This is a genomic window from Stenotrophomonas sp. 05N37 (assembly GCF_056397365.1).
Genome location: NZ_JBFTNG010000001.1, coordinates 555,106 through 579,440, shown reverse-complemented (window position 1 = coordinate 579,440; position 24,335 = coordinate 555,106). Strand labels below are relative to the sequence as shown.

The 24,335-nt window shown below is 67.7% G+C and carries 16 protein-coding genes and 1 pseudogene; 9 read left to right on the top strand and 8 right to left on the bottom strand.

Going from position 1 to position 24,335, the window contains the following annotated elements:
* Nucleotides 1-64 precede the first annotated feature (64 nt).
* Both AC1DGC_RS02655 and AC1DGC_RS02650 read right to left on the bottom strand, forming a co-directional pair.
* On the bottom strand, nucleotides 65-841 hold the full coding sequence (locus AC1DGC_RS02655) for a C40 family peptidase (protein ID WP_478047157.1): 777 nt from the start codon (nucleotides 839-841) through the stop codon (nucleotides 65-67).
* A 131-nt stretch (nucleotides 842-972) separates the two neighbouring features.
* Nucleotides 973-1,512 carry a C40 family peptidase gene (locus AC1DGC_RS02650; protein ID WP_394161290.1) on the bottom strand — a complete coding sequence of 180 codons (540 nt, stop codon included), beginning with the start codon at nucleotides 1,510-1,512 and terminating at the stop codon, nucleotides 973-975.
* A gap of 110 nt (nucleotides 1,513-1,622) precedes the next feature.
* Between AC1DGC_RS02650 and AC1DGC_RS02645 the strand changes: the two genes are divergently transcribed.
* The 8 genes and pseudogenes from AC1DGC_RS02645 (at nucleotide 1,623) to AC1DGC_RS02610 (ending at nucleotide 8,800) form a co-directional block, all read left to right on the top strand.
* Nucleotides 1,623-2,102, top strand: coding sequence for an FKBP-type peptidyl-prolyl cis-trans isomerase (locus AC1DGC_RS02645; RefSeq protein WP_259205787.1), 480 nt, complete (start codon nucleotides 1,623-1,625; stop codon nucleotides 2,100-2,102).
* Between the two features lie 148 nt (nucleotides 2,103-2,250).
* Nucleotides 2,251-3,480, top strand: a complete 1,230-nt coding sequence (locus tag AC1DGC_RS02640; protein WP_478047156.1) for a DUF418 domain-containing protein — start codon at nucleotides 2,251-2,253, stop codon at nucleotides 3,478-3,480.
* 140 nt (nucleotides 3,481-3,620) lie between these two features.
* The gene (gorA, locus tag AC1DGC_RS02635) at nucleotides 3,621-4,976 is read left to right on the top strand and encodes a glutathione-disulfide reductase (RefSeq protein ID WP_478047155.1); all 1,356 of its coding nucleotides are present in this window, start codon (nucleotides 3,621-3,623) and stop codon (nucleotides 4,974-4,976) included.
* 118 nt (nucleotides 4,977-5,094) lie between these two features.
* Nucleotides 5,095-6,015, top strand: a complete 921-nt coding sequence (locus tag AC1DGC_RS02630; RefSeq protein WP_478047154.1) for a DMT family transporter — start codon at nucleotides 5,095-5,097, stop codon at nucleotides 6,013-6,015.
* Nucleotides 5,922-6,377 carry an MGMT family protein gene (locus tag AC1DGC_RS02625; RefSeq protein ID WP_394160858.1) on the top strand — a complete coding sequence of 152 codons (456 nt, stop codon included), beginning with the start codon at nucleotides 5,922-5,924 and terminating at the stop codon, nucleotides 6,375-6,377. Before AC1DGC_RS02630 ends, AC1DGC_RS02625 begins: the two co-directional genes overlap by 94 nt.
* Nucleotides 6,378-6,420: 43 nt before the next feature.
* Entirely contained in the window at nucleotides 6,421-7,092 is a 672-nt protein-coding gene (locus AC1DGC_RS02620; RefSeq protein ID WP_259205779.1) for a rhomboid family intramembrane serine protease, read from the top strand.
* Nucleotides 7,093-7,139: 47 nt separating this feature from the next.
* Nucleotides 7,140-7,511: pseudogene (locus tag AC1DGC_RS02615) on the top strand (saccharopine dehydrogenase NADP-binding domain-containing protein); the annotation flags it as partial.
* 839 nt (nucleotides 7,512-8,350) lie between these two features.
* Nucleotides 8,351-8,800, top strand: coding sequence for a DUF4166 domain-containing protein (locus AC1DGC_RS02610; protein WP_478047469.1), 450 nt, complete (start codon nucleotides 8,351-8,353; stop codon nucleotides 8,798-8,800).
* 88 nt (nucleotides 8,801-8,888) lie between these two features.
* On the opposite strand, the gene AC1DGC_RS02605 is transcribed toward AC1DGC_RS02610, so the two are convergent.
* Nucleotides 8,889-10,898, bottom strand: a complete 2,010-nt coding sequence (locus AC1DGC_RS02605) for a M13 family metallopeptidase (protein WP_478047153.1) — start codon at nucleotides 10,896-10,898, stop codon at nucleotides 8,889-8,891.
* Nucleotides 10,899-11,039: 141 nt separating this feature from the next.
* Complete coding sequence (locus tag AC1DGC_RS02600) at nucleotides 11,040-13,151, bottom strand: M13 family metallopeptidase (protein ID WP_478047152.1); 2,112 nt, start codon at nucleotides 13,149-13,151, stop codon at nucleotides 11,040-11,042.
* Nucleotides 13,152-13,380: 229 nt separating this feature from the next.
* Here AC1DGC_RS02600 and AC1DGC_RS02595 point away from each other — a divergent pair, with 229 nt between their 5' ends.
* Nucleotides 13,381-14,979: a phytoene desaturase family protein gene (locus AC1DGC_RS02595; RefSeq protein WP_478047151.1), complete on the top strand. Its 1,599-nt coding sequence runs from the start codon at nucleotides 13,381-13,383 to the stop codon at nucleotides 14,977-14,979.
* Nucleotides 14,980-15,009: 30 nt separating this feature from the next.
* Here AC1DGC_RS02595 and AC1DGC_RS02590 read toward each other — a convergent pair whose 3' ends face one another.
* The 4 genes from AC1DGC_RS02590 to AC1DGC_RS02575 all read right to left on the bottom strand — a co-directional run bounded on the left by AC1DGC_RS02590 (nucleotide 15,010) and on the right by AC1DGC_RS02575 (nucleotide 24,271).
* The gene (locus AC1DGC_RS02590; RefSeq protein ID WP_394160848.1) at nucleotides 15,010-15,840 is read right to left on the bottom strand and encodes an SEL1-like repeat protein; all 831 of its coding nucleotides are present in this window, start codon (nucleotides 15,838-15,840) and stop codon (nucleotides 15,010-15,012) included.
* A 141-nt stretch (nucleotides 15,841-15,981) separates the two neighbouring features.
* A complete protein-coding gene (locus AC1DGC_RS02585; protein WP_259205770.1) occupies nucleotides 15,982-17,979 on the bottom strand; it encodes an alpha/beta hydrolase family protein in 1,998 nt (665 codons plus the stop codon).
* A gap of 111 nt (nucleotides 17,980-18,090) precedes the next feature.
* Nucleotides 18,091-20,991, bottom strand: coding sequence for a TonB-dependent receptor domain-containing protein (locus tag AC1DGC_RS02580; RefSeq protein WP_259205767.1), 2,901 nt, complete (start codon nucleotides 20,989-20,991; stop codon nucleotides 18,091-18,093).
* Nucleotides 20,992-21,469: 478 nt separating this feature from the next.
* Nucleotides 21,470-24,271 (bottom strand): TonB-dependent receptor plug domain-containing protein, encoded by a 2,802-nt coding sequence (locus tag AC1DGC_RS02575; RefSeq protein ID WP_259205766.1) that lies wholly within the window; start codon nucleotides 24,269-24,271, stop codon nucleotides 21,470-21,472.
* Between the last annotated feature and the right edge of the window lie 64 nt (nucleotides 24,272-24,335).

Here is a 24,335-nt window from a genome sequence, read left to right as displayed (position 1 = left end):
GCGGCCCATGAAAAAAGCCGCTGCAGGGCAGCGGCTTTCCGGTCGTTACGGTGCCAGCGGTCGGTCAGAGATCGACGCGGCGGGCCTGCATGAACTTGGCGCTCCAGTAGCCGGTGACCAGGCTGTCCACGCGGACGTCCTTGCCGGTGCTCGGGGCGTGCAGGAAGCGGCCTTCGCCGACGTAGATGCCGACGTGGTCGACCCGGCCCTTGCGGCCGAAGAACACCAGGTCGCCGGCAGCCAGGGCATTGCGGTCGTTGATCAGCTCGGCTTCGCCATCGTGCGCCATTTCACGCGAGACGCGCGGCAGCTCGATGCCCAGGGCGGTGCGGAAGACGTAGCCGACCAGGCCGCTGCAGTCGAAACCGCTGTCCGGCGAGGTGCCGCCCCAGCGGTACGGGGTGCCCAGCAGGGTCATCGCGCGGCGCAGCAGCGACTGCACCTTGCCGTTGTCGGCAGCGCCGCCGACCACCGCGCCGGTGGCACCGGTGCTGGCATCGTAATTGGCGAGCAGGCGGCTCAGGTCACCGGCGAACATCGCCGAGCGGTCCATGAGGGGGATGGTGTCGTTGGCGGCCAGGTGCGGAAGCAGGGCGGCGAGGGTGGCACTGGCAGCGGCGTCGGCCTTGCTGCGGGCGGGGCCATCAGCCTTGGGCTTGGCCACCGCGGAGGATTCGGGGGTGCTGGCGCCAGCCGGGGCGGCTTCTACAGCGGTGGCCGGTGCGGTCTGTGCCCAGGCCGGCAGGCTGGCCAGGCAGAGCGCAAGGGCGAGGAAAACGGGTCGCGTGCTGCGCTTGGGGGCGGCGGTCTGGCCTGGGTAGTTCCGGTCGGCTGTCGTCACGCGGCGGTCACTGAATAAAAACGATGGGTGATGATGCCGTGTAAGAACGGTGATTAGGTACAAATTTCGTTAATTTTTCGTTTACAACTGTGTGATTTCGATCACAAATTTGGCCCTTGCCCCTGTTCAGCTTAGTGTAGAACGCGTTTCGCGCCCGTGTAGTGGTCCTTCCAGTAGGCCCCGCCGAGCGAGTCGAGCCGGACCGTGCCGCCGGTGCTCGGGGCGTGCACGAAGCGCCCTTCGCCCACGTAGATGCCCACGTGGGAGACGCTGCCGCGGCTGCCGAAGAACACCAGGTCGCCCGGCGCCAGGCGCGTCGGCTCGATCTTTGGGCCCTGTACCGCGGCCAGGTCACGCGAGGTGCGCGGCAGCTTGAGGTCCAGCATTTCCCGGTAGACGTAGGCGACCAGACCGCTGCAGTCAAAGCCCGACTCGGGCGTGTTGCCGCCGTAGCGGTACGGGGTACCGACCAGGCCGATGGCGCGCATGAGCACCGCGTTGGCGGCCTGCGGGTCGTTTGGCGCTACCGTTGGCCAGACCTGGGTCGAGGCGGGTGGGGCGGCCGGGCGGGTGGCCTTGCCGCCGCCGCAGGCGCTCAACACGAGTACAGCGGCTAGCGCGGCCAGGCGGGCGATGAGGCGGAATGCGGGCGAAACTGGCGTCAGCTGCATGATGTCCGGATAATGCGCCACCTCAGGAGGCCGTCATGATGGCGGCGTATCCGGCGGGCGACAACCCGCCCCACCCGTCTGCCATCGGCAGCGACCAGCCAGAGTTGCGCATGAAGATCGAAAAAGACAGCGTCGTCCGTTTCCATTACACCGTCTCCGAGCAGGGCCAGGAGCCGATCGAGAGCTCCAAGGACCGTGATCCGCTGGCGATCCTGATCGGCCACGGCAACATCATCCCGGGCCTGGAAAACGCCATGATGGACAAGGAAGCCGGCGCCAGCTTCGAAGTGGACGTCAAGGCTGCCGATGCCTACGGCGAACGCCGCGAAGGCCTGACCCAGCGCGTGCCGAAGAAGCACTTCGGCACCAGCAAGCTGATCCCGGGCCAGCAGGTCGTGCTGCAGACCAACTTCGGGCCGCGCGCGGTCACGGTGGAAAAGGTCGGCATGAGCGTGGTCGACGTCGACCTGAACCACCCGATGGCCGGCAAGGACCTGCACTTCGCCGTGGAAATCGTGGATGTGCGTGCTGCCGCCGCCGAAGAGCTGGAGCACGGCCACGTGCACGGCGATGGCGGCCACCAGCACTGAATCCTGCGCCGCGCAGCGGGCTTGCCTAGCCGCTGACACGCAGCACGCAACGGCCCGCTTCGGCGGGCCGTTTGCATGTGCGCGCCCGCGGGATCGGCCACCGCCCCGGCCCGACGGCATAATGGCCGGCCTGGTCCACGGATAGCCTGTGAACACCGTTCCCCTTTCCCTGCAGCCGGTCGCCACCGGCGATCGCATTGCGGTGCTGGACATCCTGCGCGGGTTCGCCCTGCTCGGCATCCTGCTGATGAACATGGAAGCCTTCAGCGGGCCGCTGGACCTGTCCTTTACCGGCATCGACCCGCACTGGCAGGGCCTGGACTACGCGGCGGACGCGGTCATCTACGTGCTGGTGCAGGGCAAGTTCTTCACCCTGTTCTCGCTGCTGTTCGGTGCCGGCTTTGCGATCATGGCCCAGCGGGCCGACGCGGCACGGCGCGCGTTCGTGCCGTTCTACCTGCGCCGCAGCGCGGCCCTGCTGCTGATCGGACTGTGCCACGCGCTGCTGGTCTGGTCCGGCGACATCTTGGTGGTCTACGCCTTGATCTCGCTGCCGCTGCTGGCCTGCCGCGAAGCGCCCACGCGCTGGTTGCCGGTGATGGGCGTGCTGACGTACCTGTGCGCGGCAGCGCTGATGCTGCTGCTGGGCGCGCTGACGGGCCTGGAGGCGCAGCTCCAGCCCGACGGCGCGCAGGTGCAGGCCGCGATCGACAGCGCGCAGCAGACCATCGATCTGCAGCGCCAGGCCTATGCACATGGCACCTATGGCCAGGCGGTGCTGCAGCGCCTGCGCGACCTCGTCACCCAGGTTGGCGCGATCATCGTGGTGGGGCCGGAAGTGCTGGGCATGTTCCTGATCGGCAGCTGGTTCGCGCGCAGCGGCGCGCTGGCCACGCCGGAGCGGTTCACGCGCCTGTACGGCCGGCTGCGCTGGGGCGCGTTGCCGCTTGGCCTGGCGGTGATGCTGGGCAGTGCGATCTGGCAGCCCTACCTGGCGCCGGGCACGTTCACCCCGGCCAGCGGTGCCGCGTTCGCGCTGGCCTCGGTGGCCTCGCTGCTGATGTGCCTGGGCTACCTGGGCTGGATCATGCGCCTGCGCGCCGGGCTGCACTGGCTGGCGCCGATGGGGCGGATGGCGTTGACCCAGTACATCCTCCAATCGCTGGTCTGCACCTGGGTGTTCTACGGCTACGGGCTCGGCGCGTTCGAGCAGATGTCGCGGGCGTGGCAGGTGCCGTTCGCGCTGGCGCTGTTCGCCGTGCAGGTGCTGCTGAGCCACCTGTGGTTGCGCCTGTTCCGCTTCGGCCCGCTGGAGTGGGTGTGGCGGGCGATGACCTACCTGCAGTGGCCGCCGCTGCGCAGGGCCGAGCGCGCCTGAGCCGTGCGCGGCGCGCGCTGCTGCCGTTGAACCGGGACCGACCGTGGCGTTGCCATCACGTCTGGCTCGCGAGCGGACATGGCATGCTCGGTCCCTGCATGGGCGCGTGATCGTGCCCCTTAACGAGTCGAGCGATTCCAATGAGCAAGCATTACGACTATGACCTGATCGTGCTGGGCGGTGGCTCCGGCGGATTGGCCGCGGCATTCCGCGCCGCCCAGCATGGTCAGCGCGTGGCGATGCTGGAGCCGGGTGAACTGGGCGGTACCTGCGTCAACGTGGGCTGCGTGCCGAAGAAGGCGATGTGGCTGGCGGCTGACCTGGCCGGCAGGATCGGCATGGCCGCGGCGATGGGCTTCTACGTCCCGGTGCGGCCGGCGCTGGACTGGAAGGAACTGGTGGTGCATCGCCAGGCCTACATCGCCAACATCCATGCCAGCTACCTGAAGCGGCTGGACGAGAACAAGGTGGTGCGCGTGCCGCGACGAGGGCGCCTGGTCGACGCGCACACGGTGGAGTGCAGCGACGGCGTGCGCATCAGCGCCACGCACATCCTGATCGCCACCGGTGCGCACCCGCAGCGGCCGGACATCCCCGGCGCGGAGCTGGGCGCGGTGTCCGATGATTTCTTCAACCTGTGCAGTGCGCCGGCGCGCGTTGCGATCGTCGGCGGCGGCTATATCGCCGTGGAGCTGGCCGGACTGCTGCAGGCACTGGGCAGCAAGGTCACGCTGCTGGTGCGCGGGTCGCGGCTGCTGGAGCGCTTCGATGCGGAACTGACCGCGCAGCTGGCCGACAACCTGCGCCACCAGGGCGTGCAGGTGCACTTCGATTACCGGCTGCGCGAGCTGCGCCGCGATGGCGATGGCGTGGTGGCCTACGGCCATGACGGCCCGCACGAAGCGGCCTTCGACCAGCTGTTCTTCGCCACCGGCCGGCGCGGCAACAGCGCCGGCCTGGGCCTGGAAGCGCTGGGAATCGGGGTCGGCGACAAGGGCGAAGTGGAAGTGGATGACGGGCAGACCACGGCGGTGCCCAGCGTGCATGCGGTGGGCGACATTGCCGGCAAGGTCGGGCTGACCCCGGTCGCCATCGCCGCGGCGCGCAAACTGATGGATCGCCTGTTCGGCGGCAACCCCCAGGCGAAGATGGACTACGAGAACGTGGCCAGCGTGGTGTTCTCGCATCCGGCGCTGGGCGCGGTGGGGTTGAGCGAGGAAGAAGCACGCGAGAAACACGGCGACGTGCGCGTGTACCGCAGCAACTTCCGCCCCATGCTGCAGGCCCTCTCCGATGGCACCCAGCGCAGCCTGTTCAAGCTGGTCTGCGTGGGCGAGGAAGAGCGGGTGGTCGGCGTGCACCTGCTCGGCGAATCGGCCGATGAGATCCTGCAGGGTTTCGCGCTGGCGGTGAAAATGGGCGTGACCAAGGCCCAGTTCGACGACACCGTGGCGATCCATCCAACCTCGGCGGAAGAAGTGGTCCTGATGCGCTGAAGGCGCGGAGTGCCGCGCCGCGCGTGGCACCCCGGCGGGGCAATCGCCCCGCCCAAGCATGCGACAATCCCGTTTCCCCCGTTGATCCGGCCGCCGCGCGCGGCCGTCTGCCGTGCCGATGCCGTCTGCTGCTTCCCCGCTCCCCACCTCCTCGCACCGCATCGTGGCCGGCGGCATCGCGCTGGCCGCGGTCGGCGCCATCGCGGCGTCCGGCAAGGCGGTCATCGTCAAGCTGGCCTACCGGCATGGCGTGGATGCGACCACCTTGCTGGCGCTGCGCATGCTGATGGCGTTCCCGTTGTTCGCGCTGCTGGCGGCGTGGTCGGCACGGCGCGCCACGGCGCTGACGTGGGGCGATCGCGGCCGCGTGCTGTGGCTGGGCTTCACCGGCTACTACCTGTCCAGCCTGCTCGATTTCCAGGGCCTGCAGTACATCAGCGTGACCCTGGAACGGCTGATCCTGTACCTCAACCCGACCCTGGTGCTGCTGATCAGCCTGGTACTGCTGAAGAAACGGCCGGGGCGCTGGCAGCTGGTCGCGCTGGGGCTGAGCTACCTGGGCGTGCTGCTGGCCTTCGGCCACGACCTGCAGCTGGAAGGCGGGCGCATCGTACTGGGCAGTGCGCTGGTGCTGGCCAGTGCGCTGAGCTATGCGCTGTACCTGTTCGGCAGTGGCCAGGTGGTGGCACGGATCGGCGCGATCCGCCTGACCGCCTACGCCAGTTGCGTGGCCTGCGTGCTGTGCGTGCTGCATTTCGCGCTGCTGCACCCGCTGGCCTCGCTGGGGCAGGCGCCGGTGCCGGTGTACTGGCTGTCGCTGGTCAATGCCACGCTGTGCACGGTGCTGCCGGTGCTGGCGATCATGCTGGCGGTGAAGCGGATCGGCTCGTCGCTGGCCGCGCAGGTGGGTATGCTCGGACCGGTATCCACCATCGTGATGAGTCTATGGCTGCTCGACGAACCCATGGGCCCCTGGCAGATCCTGGGGACGGCACTGGTGCTGGTCGGCGTGCTGCTGGTCAGCCGCGTACGCGCGTGACCCCGCCCGCCGGCGCCGGCGAAGACGCCGCCGCGCAGGCGCGCCAACGCATCCTGGCGGTGATCCGCGCCATCCCGCGCGGGCAGGTGATGGGCTACGGCCAGGTGGCGGCCAAGGCCGGCCTGCCGGGTCGGGCGCGACTGACCGCGCGCGTGCTGGGCATGAACGAGGACCCGGACCTGCCCTGGCACCGGGTGCTGCGCTCGGACGGGCGGATCGCCATGCCCGAGGGGTCGCGGGGCTGGCGCGAGCAGAGCCAGCGCCTGCGTGCCGAAGGCGTGGCGATCGAACGCGGGCGGGTGAAGGCCATGCCGCGCAGCGCCGGCGACGCGCTGGATGCGGCGCTGTGGGGGCCGGACTGAGGGCGCTGCGGCTATGATGGGCATGGTTCCAAAGGATGCCCCCATGTTTCCGCGATTGCCCACCGTCACCAAAGCACTGCTGATCGCCAATGCGGTGCTGTTCCTGCTGCAGCAGCCGTTCCTGCTCGGCTACGGCACCTTCGAGCCGTTCATGCTGCAGCCGCTGCGCGGTGGCTTCGATCCGTTCTCGCCCGGCGGCAATTTCCAGGTATGGCAGCTGCTGACCTACGGCTTCCTGCATGGTGGCGTCATGCACCTGTTGTTCAACATGCTGGCGCTGTACATGTTCGGCGCGCCGCTGGAACAGACTTGGGGCGAGAAGCGTTTCCTGACCTACTACCTGGTGTGCATCGTCGGTGCGGGCCTCTGCCAGCTCGGCGTGGGCGCGATGCTGGCCGACCCGGCGCCGGTGCTGGGCGCGTCCGGTGGCGTGTTCGGGCTGCTGCTGGCCTACGCCATGCTGTTCCCCAACCAGCGGATCATGCTGCTGTTCCCGCCGATTCCGATGAAGGCGCGCACCTTCGTGATCATGATCGGCCTGACCGAACTGGTGATGGGCGCCACCTCGTGGCAGCCGGGCATCGCCCACTTCGCGCACCTCGGCGGCATGCTGTTTGGCTGGCTGCTGATCCGCTACTGGCGCGGGCAACCGCCGTTCAACAAGCGTCCGCCGGGTGGCCCGCGGCGCAAGAACCACCTCAGGAGCGTGCGCTAGCACCCGCCGCCAGCCGCCCGCGACCCCGGAACAAGGATGTGTCCGCAATGAAAATTCTGATCCTCGGCGGCTACGGCGTGTTCGGTGGCCGTCTGGCGGGCCTGCTTGCGGACGTGCCCGGCATCGAACTGCTGATCTGCGGCCGCCGCCTGGACGCGGCCTCGGCCTTCTGCGCCGGTTACGTGGGCAAGCCGGCGGTGCGCGCGCTGCAGGTGGACCGGGACCGCATCGAGCCGGTACTCGCGGCAGAACGGCCGGACCTGCTGGTGGATGCCTCCGGCCCGTTCCAGGAGTACGGCGAGCGTCCCTATCGCGTGATCGAGGCCTGCATCGCCGCACGCATCCCGTACCTGGATTTCGCCGACGGCGCCGATTTCGTGTTCGGCGTGGCCCGCTTCGATGCGCAGGCCAGGGCGGCCGGGGTGTACGTGCTGTCCGGGGTGAGCAGCTTCCCGGTGCTGACGGCCGCCGTGGTGCGGCGGATGGCGCGCGACATGGACATCGTGACCGTCGAGGGCGGTATCGCCCCGTCGCCGCATGCGGGCATCGGGCTCAATGTGATGCGCGCGGTGGTCGGCTACGCCGGCGCACCGGTCAAGCTGCGCCGCAATGGCGCGCCCGGGCATGGCCTGGGGCTGGCCGAGAGCCGGCGGTTCACCGTGGCCGTGCCGGGCAGGGTGCCGCTGCGCAACCTGCATTTCTCGCTGGTGGACGTGCCGGACCTGCAGGTACTGCCGCTGGAGTACCCGGGCATGACCGATATCTGGATCGGTGCGGCGCCGATACCCGAAGCGCTGCACCGCCTCCTCAACCTGCTGGTCAAGGCGCGCGCGCGGTTCGGGCTGCCTTCGCTGGCGCCCCTGTCGCGGCTGTTCTACACCGTGCTCAACCTGATGAAGTTCGGCGAGCATCGGGGCGGCATGTACGTGCGCGCCACCGGCACCCACGCCGGCCGCGAGATGGTGCAGAGCTGGCATCTGCTGGCCGAGGGCGACGGCGGCCCCTACATTCCCTCGATGGCGGTCGAGGCGGTGGTGCGCAAGCTGCTGGTGGGCGAGCGCCCGCACGATGGCGCGCGCCCGGCCACGCACGCGCTGGAACTGGCCGACTACGAGCGCCTGTTCGACGGCCGTTCGATCTTCACCGGCTTCCGTCGCGACGATCCCGATGCCAGCCTGTACCCGGACCTGCTGGGCACGGCCTTCGCCACGCTGCCCGGGCAGGTGCAGGCGCTGCACGCCGCTGCGCACGCGCGGCAATGGCGCGGCGTGGCCGAGGTCCGGCGTGGCACGGGGCTGCTGTCGCGGCTCGTCGGCGGCGTGTTCGGGTTTCCCCCGCCGGTGCGGACGTGGCGGTCAGCGTGGCCTTCGCGCCGGAGCGCGGTGGCGAGCGCTGGACCCGCGACTTCGCCGGCAAACGGTTTTCCTCGTGGCAGCGGCGCGGGGAGGGCCGAAACGCACGGTTGCTGGTGGAGCGCTTCGGCCTCGTCGATGTCGCGCTGGCGCTGGTGGTGGAGGAGGACCGCCTGCACCTGGTGGCGCGGCGCTGGTCATGCCTGGGCATTCCGTTGCCGACCGCGCTGCTCCCCTCTGGACGCACCTTCGAGACCGAACGCGACGGTCGCTTCGTGTTCGACGTGGAAATCGCCGCGCCGCTGGTCGGCCTGATCGCCGCGTATCGCGGGACGCTGCAGGCCGATCCCGCATAGCCCCGCGCCCGGCGTGCTGACGGGCCGGCCCTCCACAACGGAAAAGGGCGCCCGAGGGCGCCCTTCCGATTCACTCAGTCCCGCAGGTTCAGCGCCAGACCTTGATCTGCTCGGCGTCCACGCGCTGCATCGGCTGGCCCGGCTTGCAGCTGAAGGTGGCACCGAAGGCGGGCAGGTTGGACAGCGCGCCATTGGTGCGCCAGCGGCCCGGGGCCAGCACGTCGGCGGTCAGCCGCTGCGCAGCCTCGTTCGGCGACAGCTGCTGGGCCCACAGGCTGGCCCACGCACGGAAGAAGCCCTGCTGGGTGGCCGGCTTGGCGCTGGGGTCCACCGCCTTGTAGGCCTCCCACGCCAGTTCCAGCCCGGCCACGTCGGCCAGGTTTTCTTCGCGGGTCAGTTCGCCGTTGACCTTGGCGCCCTTGATGCCGGGGAAGTCGTAGCTGCCGTACTGGCTGGCCACGCGGGTGCCGAGCAGGGTCCAGGCGGTCTTGTCGGCCGGGGTCCACCAGCTGCGCAGTTCGCCCTTGGCATCTACCAGCGCGCCCTTGGCATCGATGGCGCGGGTGAGCTCATGCGCCACCAGGGCACCGAAGCTGCCGTACTTGTCGGCGGTATCGGCCTTGGCGTTGAACACCGGGCCCTGCAGCACCGCGGCGGTGACGATCAGGCGGTTCTGCGCGATGTCGTAGGCCAGCGCCGGCTGCTGCGGCAGCACGTCCCAGCGACGGTCTGCGTTGCCCTTGCCGATCCGCTTCATTTCCTCGCGGTGGCGCCAGGTGGAGGCGATCAGCATGTTGCCGCCGAAGCTGCCACGGCCCATCGGCTGCACGCTGTAGTCCAGGTCGCGCAGCGGGGTGCCGATCTCGATCTTCAGCGCGGCCAGCTTGGCCTGGGCTTCGGTCTTGGCCTCGGCGCTCAGCCAGGTGCTGCGCTTGACCGCATCGATCTGCACTTCGCGGATCTTGTCCACGATCACCGCGGCCTGGCGGCGGTCGTCGGCCGACAGGAACTTGCTGGCGTACTCGCGGCCGAGCATCGGGCCGGCGGCGACATTGATCGCATCCAGGGTCTGCTCCCAGAGCGCCGGCGCGATGGTCTCGCCACGGATCACGCGGCCACGGAACTCGAACTCGGCGTCGCGGTAGGCCTTGGACAGGTACGGTGCCATGGCATCGCCCACGCGCCAGCGCAGGTAGGCCTTCCACTGGTCCGGCTTGATCCGGGTGACCATGCCGTCGAGCTGCTTGAACAGCGCCGGGTCGGCCAGCGAGACCAGGTCGTCGTTGACGCCCTGGACCTTCAGGAACGCATCCAGCTGCAGGTTGCGGTAGCGGCTGTTGAGGTCCTTGGTGGAGATCGGGGCGTAGTTGTTGAACGGGTTGTTGATCCCGGCCAACGACTGCGCGTTGCGCGCCAGCTCGGTCTCCAGCGCGATCACTGCCTGCGACTCTTCATCCAGCTTGGCCGCCGGGGTGCCGGTGAGGGCCAGGATCTGCTTGACGTAATTGCGGTAGCGGCCCATCAGCGCGACAGTGTCGGCATCGGTGCGGGTGTAGAACGCCGGGTCCGGCAGGCCCATGCCGCCCTGCATGAAGTAACCGATGTGGCGGTCGAGCGCCTTCAGGTCCACATCCGGGGCGAAGTTGAACGCCACCGGGATGCCGACCTGGTGCAGCGCGGCGATCGACGCCGGGACATCCTTGGCCTTCTTGATGGCGTTGATGCGGGTCAGCAGCGGGGCGATGGGGTTGGAGCCATCGGCTTCCACCGCAGCTTCGTCCAGGCCGCTGGCCCAGAAGTCGCCGAGCAGTTTCTGCACGTTGCCCTGCGGCGCCTTCATCGACGCATCCAGCAGTTCACGCTGTTGCTGGCGGGTCCGCTCGGCCAGTTGGCCCAGCGCCGTGGTGGCGCCGGTCTGCGGTACCGGGTTGGCCTTGAGCCAGGTGGCGTTGGTGGCCTCGTAGAAGTCGCTGCACTGCGCGCTGACGGCCGGCGCGCGTGCGGCCTTCTTCTTCGGCGCGGCATGCGCATCGTGTGCGATGACCAGGGAGGCCAGGCTCAGGCCCAGGGCGATGGCGAGCGGACGGAGGTTGGACATGTAAAGCGAATCCAGCGGGATTGGGATCGCGCGAGTGTACCAAGCAAAGCGAAACGAGCGTGATGGCGCCGGCCCCAAACAACAAAGGCCCGGGATATCCCGGGCCTCTGCCTGCATCACATCACGCGTTGGCGCGATGGTTTACCAGATGACCACCTGCTGGTCGCCAGCGCGGACCATCGGCGAGCCGGCCTTGCACTGGAAGGCGGCGGCGAAGGTCGGCAGGTTCGACGGCGCGCCCATCGCGCGGAACTGCGCCGGTGCGTGCGGATCGGTGGCCAGGCGGACCTTGGCGTTCTCCGGGGTGTACTTGGTGCGCCACACGGTGGCCCAGTTGAAGAAGAAGCGCTGGTCGCGGCTGAAGCCGTCGACCTTCGGGTCTTCCTTGCCGGCCGACGCCTTCTGCAGCGCGTCGTAGGCGGTGGCCAGGCCGCCCAGGTCGGCGATGTTCTCGCCCAGGGTCAGCTTGCCGTTGACGGCCTGGCCGTCCACCTTGTAACCGTCGAACTGCTTGACCAGCTTGCCGGTCAGGCCGCTGAAGTTCTTGGTGTCCGCCTCGTTCCACCAGTTCTCGAAGTTGCCGGTCGGCCCGAAACGGCTGCCCTGGTCATCGTAACCGTGGGTCATTTCGTGGCCGATGACGGCACCGATGCCGCCGTAGTTGAGCGCGTCGTCCGCCTTGGGATCGAAGAACGGCGGCTGCAGGATGGCGGCCGGGAACACGATCTCGTTCTGCAGCGGGTTGTAGTAGGCGTTGACCGTCTGCGGGGTCATGCCCCACTCGGTCTTGTCCACCGGCTTGCCGATCTTGGACAGGGCGAACTTGTAGTTGAATTCGTTGGCCGCGCGCACGTTGCCGAAGTAGCTGTCGCGACCGGTGCTCAGGCCGTTCCAGTCACGCCACTTGTCCGGGTAGCCGATCTTCGGGGTGAAGGTTTCCCACTTGGCGATCGCCTTGGCCTTGGTCTCGTCGCTCATCCAGGTCAGGCCCTGGATCCGCTCCTTGAGCGCAGCGGCGAGGTTCTTGACCAGTTCTTCCATCTTGGCCTTGGCTTCGGGCGAGAAGGCGACCTTGACGTACAGCTGGCCGAAGGCATCGCCGGCATCGTTTTCGATCGTGCCCAGCACGCGCTTCCAACGCGGCTTCTGTTCCTTCTGGCCGTTGAGGGTCTTGCCGTAGAAGTTGTAGTTCTCGTTGACGAAGGCATCGGCCAGGTACGGCGAGGCGCCGTCCACGGTGTGGAAGCGCAGGTAGGCGCGCCACACCGACGGGTCGGTGTCGCCCAGCGCCTTGCTCACTTCCTGGTGGAAGGAGGGGATGGCCAGCGAGAACGTCTCCGGGGTCGCGATGCCCTGCGCCTTGAAGAACTCGGTCCAGCTGAAGTTCGGGGTCAGCTTGTCCGCATCGGCCACGGTGACCGGGTTGTAGAACAGCGAGACATCGCGCGACAGCTCGACGCTGGACTTGGAGGCCTTGGCCAGGCGGGTTTCGAACTTCACCACGTCGGCGGCCTGCTTCTCCGCGTCGGCCGTGGCCACGCCGGACAGTTCCAGCACCTTGGCCACGTGGGCCTGGTACGCCTTGAGCTTGTCGGCGTTCTTGGCGTCGGTGTAGTACGTGGTGTCCGGCAGGCCCAGGCCGCCTTGGCTGGCGTAGGCCATGTTCATGCTGGAGTTCTTGAAGTCCGCTTCCGGACCGAACCCGAACAGCACGTTGTCGCCCTTGGCGGCGCTGGTGCGCAGGTAGGCGGCGACGGCGTCCTTGCTCTGCAGGCCGTCGATGGCGGTCAGGTCGGCCTTGATCGGCTCGATGCCCTGGGCATTGATCTTGGCTTCATCCATGCCGGTGGCCCAGAAGTCGCCGACGATCTTTTCGATGCCGTTCGGGTTCTTGACCGCCGCGACCTGCTCGGCGAGCTGGTGCTGCACGGCGACCGAGCGCTCGTCCAGGATGGTGAAGGCGCCCCAGCTGGTGCGGTCGGCCGGGATCGCATTGGCGGCCAGCCACTTGCTGTTGACGTAGTCACCGAAGGCGCCGCAGGCGTCCAGGCTGGTGTCCAGGTCGGACGGGTGGAAGGCGTTGTAGGCCCGCAGCTTGCTCTCATCGAGCTTGTACTCGGTGGCGGCAGCGGTGGTGGCCGGGGCAGCGGTGGAGGCCGCGCCGTCCTTCGCCGGGGTGTCGGTCTTGCCGCAGCCGACCAGCGCGGCCGAAACGGCCAGGGTCAGCAGGACGATCTTGGGATTGCGGATCACGTGGGTTGGCCTCCAGGCCTGGAATGCATCGGGGATGGCCCCCCACCGGGGAGCCGTGGGCCAGACGATACGCCGCTGGCTCGACCGGCAAGGGTGTCGAAGGTCATGGCCGATGGCAAGCGCGGCCTGCGTGCCACCGTCGGCCCGATCCGGCACGGTGGGCCGGCTGCCGCGGCAAAGCCCGACCCGGCCGGCGACACGCCCGGCTGCGGCGGTGTATACAGCGGGCATGGCGAACTCTTCTGCGCAGCCGTGGGACGCGGTGATCATCGGTGCCGGGCACAATGGCCTGGTGTGCGCCGCCTATCTGGCGCGTGCCGGCAAGCGCGTGCTGGTGCTGGAGCGGCGCCGCGTGGTGGGCGGCGCGGCCGTCACCGAGGAATTCCATCCCGGGTTCCGCAACTCGGTGGCGTCCTACACGGTCTCGCTGCTGCAGCCCAAGGTGATCGCCGAGCTGGACCTGGCCGCGCATGGGCTGCGGGTCGTGCCGCGCCGGATCAACAACTTCCTGCCGCTGCCCGATGACCAGTACCTGCTCGCCGGCGGCGCGCTGACCCAGGCCGAGCTGCAGCGCTTCTCGGCCCACGATGCCCGGCAACTGCCCTTGTACGAGCAGCGCCTGGAGGTGTTCGCCGACGTGCTGCGCGCGGTGGCCCTGCAGGCGCCGCCCAACGTCAGCGACGGCCACTGGCTGCAGATGCTGCCGGAGCTGTGGCGGGCAGGGCAGCTCGGGCGGCGGTTGCATGCGCTGGCGCCGGCGTTGCGCCAGGAACTGCTGGACCTGTTCACCATCTCGGCCGCCGAGTACCTGGACCGCTGGTTCGACAGCGAACCGATCAAGGCCCTGTTCGGCTTCGACGGCGTGGTCGGCAATTACGCCAGTCCGTATGCGCCGGGCACCGCGTACGTGCTGCTGCACCATGCCTTCGGCCAGAGCAACGGGGTCAAGGGCGCATGGGGCCATGCAATCGGTGGCATGGGCGCGATCACCCAGGCGATGGCGCGTTCGGCGATGGCCGCCGGCGCGCAGATCCGCACCGATGCCGGAGTGCGCCGGGTGCTGGTGGAGGGCGGGCGCGCGGTCGGGGTGGAAACACTGCAGGGTGAACGGATCACCGCGCGTGCGGTGGTCTCCAACCTCAACCCCAAGCTGCTCTACGAACAGCTGCTCGGCGCTGGCGAAGTGCCCGCGGCCACGCGCGAGCGGATGGCGAACTGGCGGTGTGGTTCGGGGACGTTCCGCATGAACGTGGCGCTGTCGCGCCTGCCGGACTTCCGCTGCCTGCCCGGGCCCGGCGACCATCTCACCGCCGGGATCATCATCGCGCCCTCGCTGGACTACATGGACCGCGCCTGGGTGGATGCACGTACCCACGGCTGGTCGCGCCAGCCGATCGTGGAGATGCTCATTCCCAGCACGCTGGACGACTCGCTGGCACCGCCCGGCCAGCACGTGGCCAGCCTGTTCTGCCAGCACGTGGCGCCGCAGCTGCCGGGCGGCCGCCACTGGGATGATCATCGCGAGGAGGTGGCCGACCTGATGATCGCCACGGTGGAGCAGCATGCGCCGGGCTTCTCGGCCTCGGTGCTGGGCAGGCAGGTGCTCAGCCCGCTGGACCTGGAGCGCATTTTCGGCCTGGTCGGCGGCGACATCTTCCACGGCGCGCTCAGCCTCAACCAGCTGTTCAGCGCCCGCCCGATGCTGGGCCAGGCCGATTATCGCGGCGCGCTGCCGGGGCTGTACCTGTGCGGGTCCGGCAGCCATCCCGGTGGCGGGGTGACCGGTGCGCCGGGGCACAATGCCGCGCAGGTGATCCTGCGCGGCTGAGGTGGCCGCTCACCGGCGGCGGTGCCGGGATTACTTGTGGTCAACCTTGGGCTGGATGTCTTCGGTCTGCGGCTCGAGCGCATCGGCCTGCGGTGCCACATCGGGAATGCGCGAACTGCGGCCCGGATCGGCCGGAACCGTGCTGACCGTGCCGACATCGACGCGGCCGACGCGCGGGGTCATCCAGATGCTGTCCTGGTACTGGCGGTACTTGTCCGGATCCCAGTAACGCTCGTCGTAGAACTTGGAGCCGTCGATCTGCTCGTCCACGCCGTTGGGGCCGGGCACGAATATCTTCACGTTGCTGGCGAAGCCGGTGCGGCTGCCGGTCATGCGGCGCCGTTCGCGGCGCATCGCCTGGTTCAGGCGCGGCATGGCCGCGTCATCGCCGAAGCGCGCATAGACCGCCTCGCCTTCGGCGATCGCCTGCGTCTGGCCGGTCGCATCCAGCGCCGCCCAGTAACGTTCGCGCAGCTCGATGAAGCCCTTGTAGCCACGTTCGGCGGCCAGGTCCATCCAGGCATACGCCAACGGCTTGTTGGCCGCGGTGCCGGTACCGTTCCAGAGCATCTCGGCCACCATCGCCTGGGACACCTTGTCCGAGTAGAAGCCGGCACGCTGGAAGAAACCGAAGGCGGCCGCCGGATCGTTGCCGCGCAGCTTTTCCATCCCGAGCATGCGGAAGCGCAGGTCCGGGTGGCCGTTGAGGAAGCCGGCGGTGATCATGACCGGATCGTCGGTGGGGTCGCTGGGCGCGGCGGCAGCAGCCTTGGCCTTGGTCGCCGGTGAGGCGGCCTGGGCCATGCCGGGCAGCAGCAGCGCGACGGCCAGTGCGGCCCCGAGATAGCGTGGTGCGTTCATGTGCATCGTTCCTTGATCGTCCCATGCGGAAAACCTTGGGTGACATGCTCCATCCGTGCATGGGCCGGAGGCATGCGGCGTAGGTCACTAGGCCAAACGGCAGGGCGGGCGGCTGCAAGGCCACCCGCCCTCGCATTCTACTCAGCGCGTGCGCGCGGTTCCGATATGGCGGTCAAAGAACTCCAGCATCTTGGTGTACAGGTTGACCCGCGCCGGCACCCCGTAAAAACCGTGCATCTCGCCGGACTGGATGATCACGCCTTCCGGCGCATTGCCTGCCTCGGTCAGCGCCTTGGCCATCAGTTCGGTCTGTTCGGGGACGGCGCGCATGTCGCGTGCGCCAGCGGCCAGGTACACCGGGATGCGGACTTCGGCAGCACGCCTGGCCGGCGACGCCTTGGCACGTTCGGCCGGATCCACGCCATGGGTGCGGCGGAGGTAGCGCAGGCCCGACTCGCGCTGCGGGATGTCGCCCTTGGTAAACAACATATCCACGTCGTAGACGCCCACGTAACCGAAGGCACACTTGAACAGGCCCGGCTCACGGATCGGCGCCATCAGCGCCGAGTAACCGCCGAAGCTGCCGCCGTAGATGCACAGGCGGTCCTTGTCGGCCACGCCCTGGTCGATCGCCCAGTGGGTCGCGTCGAGGATGTCGTTCTGGATGCCGTCGGCCCATTGCCGGTGGCCGGCCTCCTCGAAGCCCTTGCCGAACCCGCCCGAGCCGCGGAAATTGACCTGCAGCACTGCATAGCCGCGGCTGGCCAGCAGCTGTGCTTCCGGGTTGAAGCCCCAGTTGTCGCGCGGGCCGATCGGGCCGCCGTGCGGGTTGACGATCATCGGCAGCGGCTTGCCTTCCGCGCCCTTGGGCACGGTCAGGTAGCCGTAGAGCTGGCGGCCGTCGCGCGCTTTGACGGTGAACGGCCTGACCGTGGCCATGCGCTTGGCATCGAGCCAATCGCGGCTCTGCAGCAGGAAGCGGGCCTGGCCGGTGGCACGGTCGAACAGGTACAGCTCGCCGGGGTTGGTGTCGCTGTAGACCGAGACCAGGATCTTCTTGCCGTCTTCGGTATAGCTGGAGAACTGCACCATCTGGTTGGGGAAGGCCTCGCTCAGCGACTGGTACAGCGCCGCATCCGGGTGTTCCTCATCGACCAGGGTGACCTTGGGCGAGCCAGCCTGGTTGACCACGCCGATCAGGCGCGTGTCATCGGTGCTCCACATCAGCTGCGACACGTCGGTGACCGGGTCCTGGAAGATGCGGTGGAACTGCCCGCTGGCGGTATCCAGCGTGCCGACCGCAGGCGGTGCCTTGCCATCGTCCTGCTCGGCGTACACGGTGCCGTCGGCGGTGGTGCGCAGCACGCGCAGGTGCTGGCCATCGGCCTTGGACGCGTTGATCAGCGTCCAGTTGGTGCCATCGCGGCGATACAGCTCGCTGCGCTCATCGTACTCGCCGCTTTCATCGCGGCTGGAACTGCACACCGCAAAGCGGGGCTCCTTGGCCGCATCCAGTGCGATATCGCAGTTTTCCTTCGGCGCACGCGCCATCGGGGTACGTCGGCCGCTGATGGTGTCCACGCTGACCACCTGGGTGCCGGCACCTTCGGACGAGCGCGGGTAGCGCACCTGCATGATCACGTTCTGGTCGTCGCCGCGCAGCGTGTCCAGCAGTGAGTAGGACTCGTTGCCCACGCTCTTGCCGCGCTGGGTCGCGTCGCGGGTGCCGTAGAAGATCACCGGGCGGGCCAGGCTGCCGTCGGCATTGACCGCGAACCACTCACCGGTCGGGAAGGGCTGGGCATAGCCACCCTGCTTCTTGACCGCGTTGAACATCAGCCGTTCGGGCGAAATCCAGTAGAAGCTGCCCACGCTCTTCTTGTCGGGCAGCTGGTTGACCTTGAGTACTTTCAGGTCGCTGGTGCGCAGGATGGTCAGCACGTCCTGGTCGCCCAGGTCCACGCTGATGGCGAGGTAATCGCCGTTGGGCGAGATCTTGGCCGAGCTGTAGCTGGCGTGCTTGGCGAAGTCTTCGATGGAATAGGCGGCCGTCGCGCCTGCGGGGGCGGCGAAGGCAGTGGCGGGCAACGCGGCGGCGAGCGCGAGCGCCAGCGGAGCCAGCAGCGAGGTCATCTTCATGATCGAGGTTCCTTGTCCTGGCCGGCGGTGGAAACGGCCGGGTTCCAAAAAAAAGGAAAGCCCGGTTCAATCCCGGGCTTTCCGATGCGTCCTTACCTCATGCAGCGAGGATCAGAACTTGTACTGCAGGCTCACGTAGAAGCGACGGCCGAGCGGATCGGCGCCGATGAACGGGTCGTAGAACGGGTAGGTCGTGTTGCTGTTGTCCTTGCGGTACTGGTTGTCGAACACGTTGACCACCTGGAAGGTCGCCAGCACGTTCTCGCCGAACTTCTTGCCGACGCTCAGGTTCCACAGGAAGTACGGTTCCAGGCGACGCGAGTAGACACCGCCGGCGGCGTTGGTGCCGTCGGCTTCGGCATAGCTGAAGGCCGAGCCGTAACGGGTACCGAACACGGTGGTGGCCCAGTCGCCCTTGGTCCAGGTCAGGCTGCCGCGGGCGCGGCTGCGCTCGGGGTTGAAGTACTCCGGCGGCAGGTCGCGGTAGTCGATCAGCTCGTCGTCGGCGGTCTGCTGGTACTTGTTGGTCAGGGTCAGCGAGTAACCCAGGTCAACGTTGAAGCGGCCCCAGCGATCGGTGTCCAGCGTGTACTTGTAGCTTGCATCGATACCGCTGGTGTCCTGCAGCGCGGTGTTGATGTAGGCGTTGTTGATGCGCTGGATGCGGCCGTCGTCCGGCGAGCCGGGCAGGTTGGTGCGGGTGATCAGGCCAAGCACGTTTTCGCAGACCGAGGCACTCGGCACCGAGCGACCGTCGCTGGCGGTGCCCAGGCGGCACGCCGCTTCGGCGCGCAGCAGGTAGTCGTTGCTGAGCTGGGCAGCTGCGTCTTCCAGGCGGATGCGGTAGTAGTCAACCGTCAGCGACATGCCATCGGTGATGTCCCACACGAAGCCTGCGCCCCACGACTTGCCCTTCTCTTCGGTCAGGTTCGGGTTGCCGGCCACCAGGGTCTGCACCGAGTACTTGGTCGGATCGGAGGTCGGGGTGTTGCACTGGGTGCGGGTACGCGGGCCCTGGGCAGCGCCCGGACCGGTACCGGAACGGCAGGCGTACTCATCCAGCTCGGTGGTGTAGGACGCGGCACCGCCGGCGTAGATCAGCTGCATGTCCGGCGCACGGAAGCTGGTGGCGTAGCTGCCACGCACCAGCAGGTTGCTGAACGGACGCCATTCCAGGCCCAGGTTGTACGTGGTGGACGCGTCGACCGAGGAGATGTCGTCGTACTTGTCGTAGCGCGCCGCGGCATTGGCGTTGAGGCTGCTGAAGATCGGCACGCGGAACTCGGCGCCCACCGCGTAGCGGTCGCGGGTACCGTGGGTTTCACCGGAGCTGGTCAGGTTGTAGATGGTCTGGCCGTCGATCGGGCGCAGCTGGTCGGTGCGCGGGTCGCTCACCATGTCCATCTTCTGGCGGTTCCACTCCAGCACGCTGGCGAAGCCAACGGCGCCGGCCGGCAGTTCGAACAGGTCGCCGCTGATGTTGAACGCGGCGTTGGCCACGCTGGTCTCGGAGCGGTTGATCACGCGGGTCGCGAACGACTGGTAGATCTCCGGGGTGATCGGCGAGGACCAGCGATCCAGGTTCAGGCGGTGGATCGGGTAGACGCCCGCACCGGTGCCACCGGCGTTGCTGTAGCCCAGGACCGGGCCCAGGAAGTAGTCATGCACCGACTGCGCGAGCAGGCGCGGGCGGTCCATCTTGTAGTTGTAGTAGCCGTAGCCACCGGTGGCTTCCCAGTCGAAGCGGTCGGCGATGGTGCCACGCACGCCGGCGGCGAAGTCGTAGGTGTACTCGTCGTACTTGGTGCTGGCCGCATCGTTGCCACCCAGCTCGGCGGCGGTGAAGACGCGCTGCAGCTGCACGATGTCGCGCAGGCCGGCATCGTAGTAGTACGCGCTGGTGGCGCCGTTGGACAGGATGTTGAACTTGTCGCCCGAGGTGCCCCAGAACTCCGTGCCGGCGCTGGCCTTGGCGCTGGTGGTGTAGTAGTTGACGCTGGCCCAGCCCTGGGTGGTGTCGGTGAAGTCGAAGGTGCCGTAGCCGTACGCCGAGTAGAACTGGCGCTGGTTGGAGATCGAGCGCGCCGCGTTGCTGTCGTACGAGCCGCAGTAGGTGCCGCGCGCGGCGGTGGTGACCGTGGTGAAGCCCAGGGCGTCGCACTTGGCCTGGCCCGGGTAGTAGGCATTCTGGTTGACGGCACCGTTGGCCGAGGTCAGGCCGCGGATCGCGATCAGCGACAGGCCCGGGTTGGCGGTCTTGCCCAGCGGGCCTTCACGCAGGTCGGACAGCCACTCGCGCTGGTTGGCGTAGACCGCCTCGCGATCGCTGTACTGCAGGGCCCACACCGCGCTCCAACGATCGCCGGTACGGCCGCCGGTCAGTTCCAGGTTGACCGTGTCACCGCCGCCTTCAGCGGTGGTGCCGGTGGTCAGACGGACCAGGTTGCCGTCGTAATGCTCGCGCAGCACGATGTTGACCACGCCGGCGACGGCGTCGGAACCGTAAATGGCCGAGGCGCCACCGGTCAGCACTTCCACGCGCTCGACGATGCTGCTCGGGATCGAGTTGATGTTGGCGACGTTGTTGTCGCGGTTGTACGGCTGCGGGTACTGCGCCGGACGGCGGCCGTTGACCAGGGTCAGGGTGTAGCCCGGGCCCAGGTTACGCAGGTTGACCACCTGCGCGTTGGGGGTGAAGCCGGTCACGGCCAGGTCGCCGGTGAACGAGGAGGTGGTGTTCTGGGTCAGCGTCTGCAGCATGTCGCCGACGGTCTGGAAGCCTTCGCGGTCGATGTCGGTGCGGGTGATCACGGTCACCGGCGCCGGGCCTTCGACGTCCGAGCGCTTGATGCGCGAACCGACCACGGAGACGCGGTCCAGGTTGGTGGCGTTCTTGCCACCGGCCTCGTTGCCGGCTTCCTGTGCGAACGCCGGAGCGACGGCCGAAACGACCAGCGCCGATGCCAGCGCAAAGCTCAGCGGGTTGCGGCTGAGCAGCGTGCGATTTGCCATGAATAGTTCCCCTTGAAATCAGTTCTGTGCGCCAGGTGACGGTGAGCAGGCCTTCTTGGCCGAACCGGACACCTTTTTGCTCCCGACGGGCCCGTACCGCTGCCCCCTGTAATCAGCTTCACAAGCCGATGACTCGAAGTTAACACGAGCTTAACTTGCGCTGTCAACTGTTCATCACCGCGTCATAAAGACACGATCGGCAAACCGCCTTGCTGCCGTTGGGTTTGCGCTGAAATCTGCGCAAGTGATTGATTGCAAGGAATTTAGTTGCGCGTGCAACCATCCCCGGTAACCGCTCGCGGTGTCCCGGACTGGCGCTGGGGACAGTCCGGGCCATACACGGGGCGTTCATTTTCCTGGCTAAGAACAAATCGGAATAAGGACGGTCCTGCCGCCTTCGCCCGGGTCCGCGGCCGGCGTGCGGCACAAAAAAAGGCCCCGCCGAAGCGGGGCCTTTCGTCGTGCGCGACGGCGGCGATTACTTGCCGAAGTCGTACTTCATCTGCGCATACACGGCGCGCCCGTAGATGCTGTAGAAGGCGCTGTTGTACGGCGTGCCGGAGGTACCCGGGTAGCTGTATGCCTGGCCTTCGGGCATCTTGTTGAACACGTTGTTGACCATCAGCGACAGGGTCAGGTCATCCTGGGCGCGATAGTTCACGCTCAGGTTGTAGGTGGTGTACGAGCCCCACTTGCCTGCGGCCTTGCCCGACGCGGTGTGCACGTAGTCGTAGCCATTCAGGCCGGCCAGGTAGTTCGGGGTCTTGCCCACGTAGTTGGCGTAGGCGGTGGTGGTGAACCTGCCGAGCGACCAGGCCACGGCGGCATCGCTGCGCACCTTGGCGTAGTTGTCGTAGTTCCACATCGCCACCGGGTTGCCCAGCAGGTCCTGGAAGTCCTCGCCCGGCTCGGACTGCACTTCACGCTTGAGCATGTTGGTGTAGTTGCCCGAGAACTGCAGCGCACCGAAACGGCCGATGTCCTGCAGGTACTTGAAGCCGACGGTGACGGCCTGCAGGTTCTGGCGAGCCACGTTCATCTTCGGCGTGTACAGGCTGCTCAGGTTGCCGGCGGCGTCACGCACCACCCAGTCGGCCACGTTCTGGCAGGTGGCCGAGGCGGCGTTGGGCAGGCTGTTGCGGCAGTAGTACTCGGCCAACAGCAGCTGGTCGGTGCTGGCCGTGTCGACCTCGTTCTCGATCTTCCAGTTGTAGTAATCGGCCGAGATCGACAGGTTCGCCATCGGGGCCCAGACCAGGCCGGCGTTCCACACATCGGCGGTGATCGGCTCCAGGTCCGGGTTGCCGGCGCGCTCGGAGTACACCGAGACGCTGTTGTCGTAACGGCAGTCGGCGGTGTTGCCCGGCGCATAGCCCAACTGGCCGCAACGGTAGTAGTCGGTCGAGTTGTTGGCGTAGTAGCCGCTGGTGCCCTGGAAGGCATCGGACAGGGTCGGCGCGCGGAAGGCGGTGCCGTACTTGCCGCGGACCAGCAGGCTCTGCAGCGGACGGTATTCCAGGCCCAGGCTGTAGGTGGCCTTGTCGACGGTGTTGTCGGCGATCTTGAACGCGTCATAGCGACCGGAGGCGGTCACGGTGAGCTGTTCCAGCACCGGCATGCGCAGCTCGGAGGTCACCGCGTAGTTGCTGCGGTGGCCATTGCCGGCCACGGCCGACGAACCCCACGCCTGGCCATCGAGCACGCGCTGGTCGGGCGAGTAGTCCCAGCCTTCGCTGCCGCCTTCGACGACGACTGCAAAGCCGGCATCGCCGCCCGGCAGCGTGAACAGCGAGCCGTTGGTGACCTGCGCGCGCGCCAGGTTCTGCCAGGTGCGGCTGCGGTTGTGTGCGTAGCCGGTGAAGCTGGCGAAATCTTCCGGCGAGATCGCCGAGTAGAACGCGCCCCAGTTCGGGTTGTAGATGTCCCAGCCGTCTTCGTTGGTGCCCAGGCTCGGGCCCAGCACGTGTTCGGCGAAGTAGTTGTTGATCGGGTCCTGCCAACGCATGAACTTGTTTTCGGTGAGCTTGTACTCACCGCGGGTGAAGCTGGCGCTGTAGTCCCAGTTGCCGGCCGCGCCCTTGGCGCCCAGGGTGACCTGGTAGGAGCGGCTCTCGTCGCTGTTGAGCACGTCGTTGTAGCCCTGGCCACCGATGTCTTCCGGTGCGAAGGCGCGCTGCAGGTTGACCACCTTGCCCGAGGACTGGTCGTAGAAGCCGCCCATGGTGCTCTTGGTGCCCCACCACAGGTAGTTCGAACCGGAGGTGTACTCGGTCTTTTCCTTGCTGTAGAGCAGGTCGGCGAACAGCTGCAGGTTGTCGTTGACGTCGAAGGTCAGCGCGGAATAGAACTGGCCGCTGTCCTTGCCGTTCTTGACGGTCTTGTAGCCGGCGCCATACACCGAGCCGCAGGACAGGCCGGATGCGCGCGTGCCCATCACGGTGGTGCCACCGAACTGGCCGGCGACGCTGGCGCAGTTGCTCGGGTCCATCATGTACAGGCGGTTGGTATCGGCATCGATGACGGCGAAGTCATTGCCCGGCACCTGCGCGGTGTAGCCGTTGGCGTTGGTGGTGCGGGTGAGGTCGCGCTGGTAGCCCCAGATCGGGTTGCTCGACTCGATCTGCACGTTGACCAGTGCGTTGAAGCGGTCGTCGAACGCGCTGAAGCCATGCGCGGCGCTCAGGCGCACGCTGTTGCCGCCGCCTTCGGTGTAGCTGCCGCCACGCACGGTGACGGTGCCGCCGTCCATGCGTTCCTTGAGGATGATGTTGACCACGCCGGCGATCGCATCCGAGCCGTACAGCGACGACTGGCCGCCCGGCAGGACTTCGATGCGCTCGACGATGTCGATCGGGATGCCGCTGATGTTGTTGAACGTGTCGCCGCCGTTGTACAGCGCCGGGTAGGACATCATCGGGCGACCGTTGATCAGGTACTTGGTGTACCCCGGGTTCAGGCCGAACATGCCGGCCGCTTCAGCGCCCTGGGTGAACGAGGCGGAGGTCTGGCCGCCCTGCAGGCCACCGGTGGTCAGCGAGGACTGCTGCAGCACCTCGGCGACGCTGGTGAAGCCGCGGGTCTGGATGTCCTCGGCGGTGATCGACATCACCGGGGTCTGGGTTTCGAGATCGGTCTGCGGAATCAGCGAGCCGGTGACGGTGACCTTGTCGAGCGTCGTGGCCTTTTCCTGTGCCATGGCCGGAGCGGCTGCGGTGGCGATCAGGGCGGAGAACAATGCAGCGGCGAGCGTGTTGCGACGTGCGGTAGAGCTGTAAGTCATCAATAGTCCAAAGTGCAGAAACGAGAACGCACCCACGCCAAGATTCCCTCCCGCAATGCGCGGA

Excerpts from the sequence above, each read along its gene's own strand:
- AC1DGC_RS02650 (WP_394161290.1), bottom strand. The coding sequence starts at position 1,512 with ATGCAGCTGACGCCAGTTTCGCCCGCATTCCGCCTCATCGCCCGCCTG.
- AC1DGC_RS02645 (WP_259205787.1), top strand. The coding sequence starts at position 1,623 with ATGAAGATCGAAAAAGACAGCGTCGTCCGTTTCCATTACACCGTCTCC.
- gorA (WP_478047155.1), top strand. The coding sequence starts at position 3,621 with ATGAGCAAGCATTACGACTATGACCTGATCGTGCTGGGCGGTGGCTCC.
- AC1DGC_RS02630 (WP_478047154.1), top strand. The coding sequence starts at position 5,095 with ATGCCGTCTGCTGCTTCCCCGCTCCCCACCTCCTCGCACCGCATCGTG.
- AC1DGC_RS02625 (WP_394160858.1), top strand. The coding sequence starts at position 5,922 with ATGGCTGCTCGACGAACCCATGGGCCCCTGGCAGATCCTGGGGACGGC.
- AC1DGC_RS02620 (WP_259205779.1), top strand. The coding sequence starts at position 6,421 with ATGTTTCCGCGATTGCCCACCGTCACCAAAGCACTGCTGATCGCCAAT.
- AC1DGC_RS02610 (WP_478047469.1), top strand. The coding sequence starts at position 8,351 with ATGGCGCGGCGTGGCCGAGGTCCGGCGTGGCACGGGGCTGCTGTCGCG.
- AC1DGC_RS02605 (WP_478047153.1), bottom strand. The coding sequence starts at position 10,898 with ATGTCCAACCTCCGTCCGCTCGCCATCGCCCTGGGCCTGAGCCTGGCC.
- AC1DGC_RS02595 (WP_478047151.1), top strand. The coding sequence starts at position 13,381 with ATGGCGAACTCTTCTGCGCAGCCGTGGGACGCGGTGATCATCGGTGCC.
- AC1DGC_RS02590 (WP_394160848.1), bottom strand. The coding sequence starts at position 15,840 with ATGAACGCACCACGCTATCTCGGGGCCGCACTGGCCGTCGCGCTGCTG.
- AC1DGC_RS02585 (WP_259205770.1), bottom strand. The coding sequence starts at position 17,979 with ATGAAGATGACCTCGCTGCTGGCTCCGCTGGCGCTCGCGCTCGCCGCC.
- AC1DGC_RS02580 (WP_259205767.1), bottom strand. The coding sequence starts at position 20,991 with ATGGCAAATCGCACGCTGCTCAGCCGCAACCCGCTGAGCTTTGCGCTG.
- AC1DGC_RS02575 (WP_259205766.1), bottom strand. The coding sequence starts at position 24,271 with ATGACTTACAGCTCTACCGCACGTCGCAACACGCTCGCCGCTGCATTG.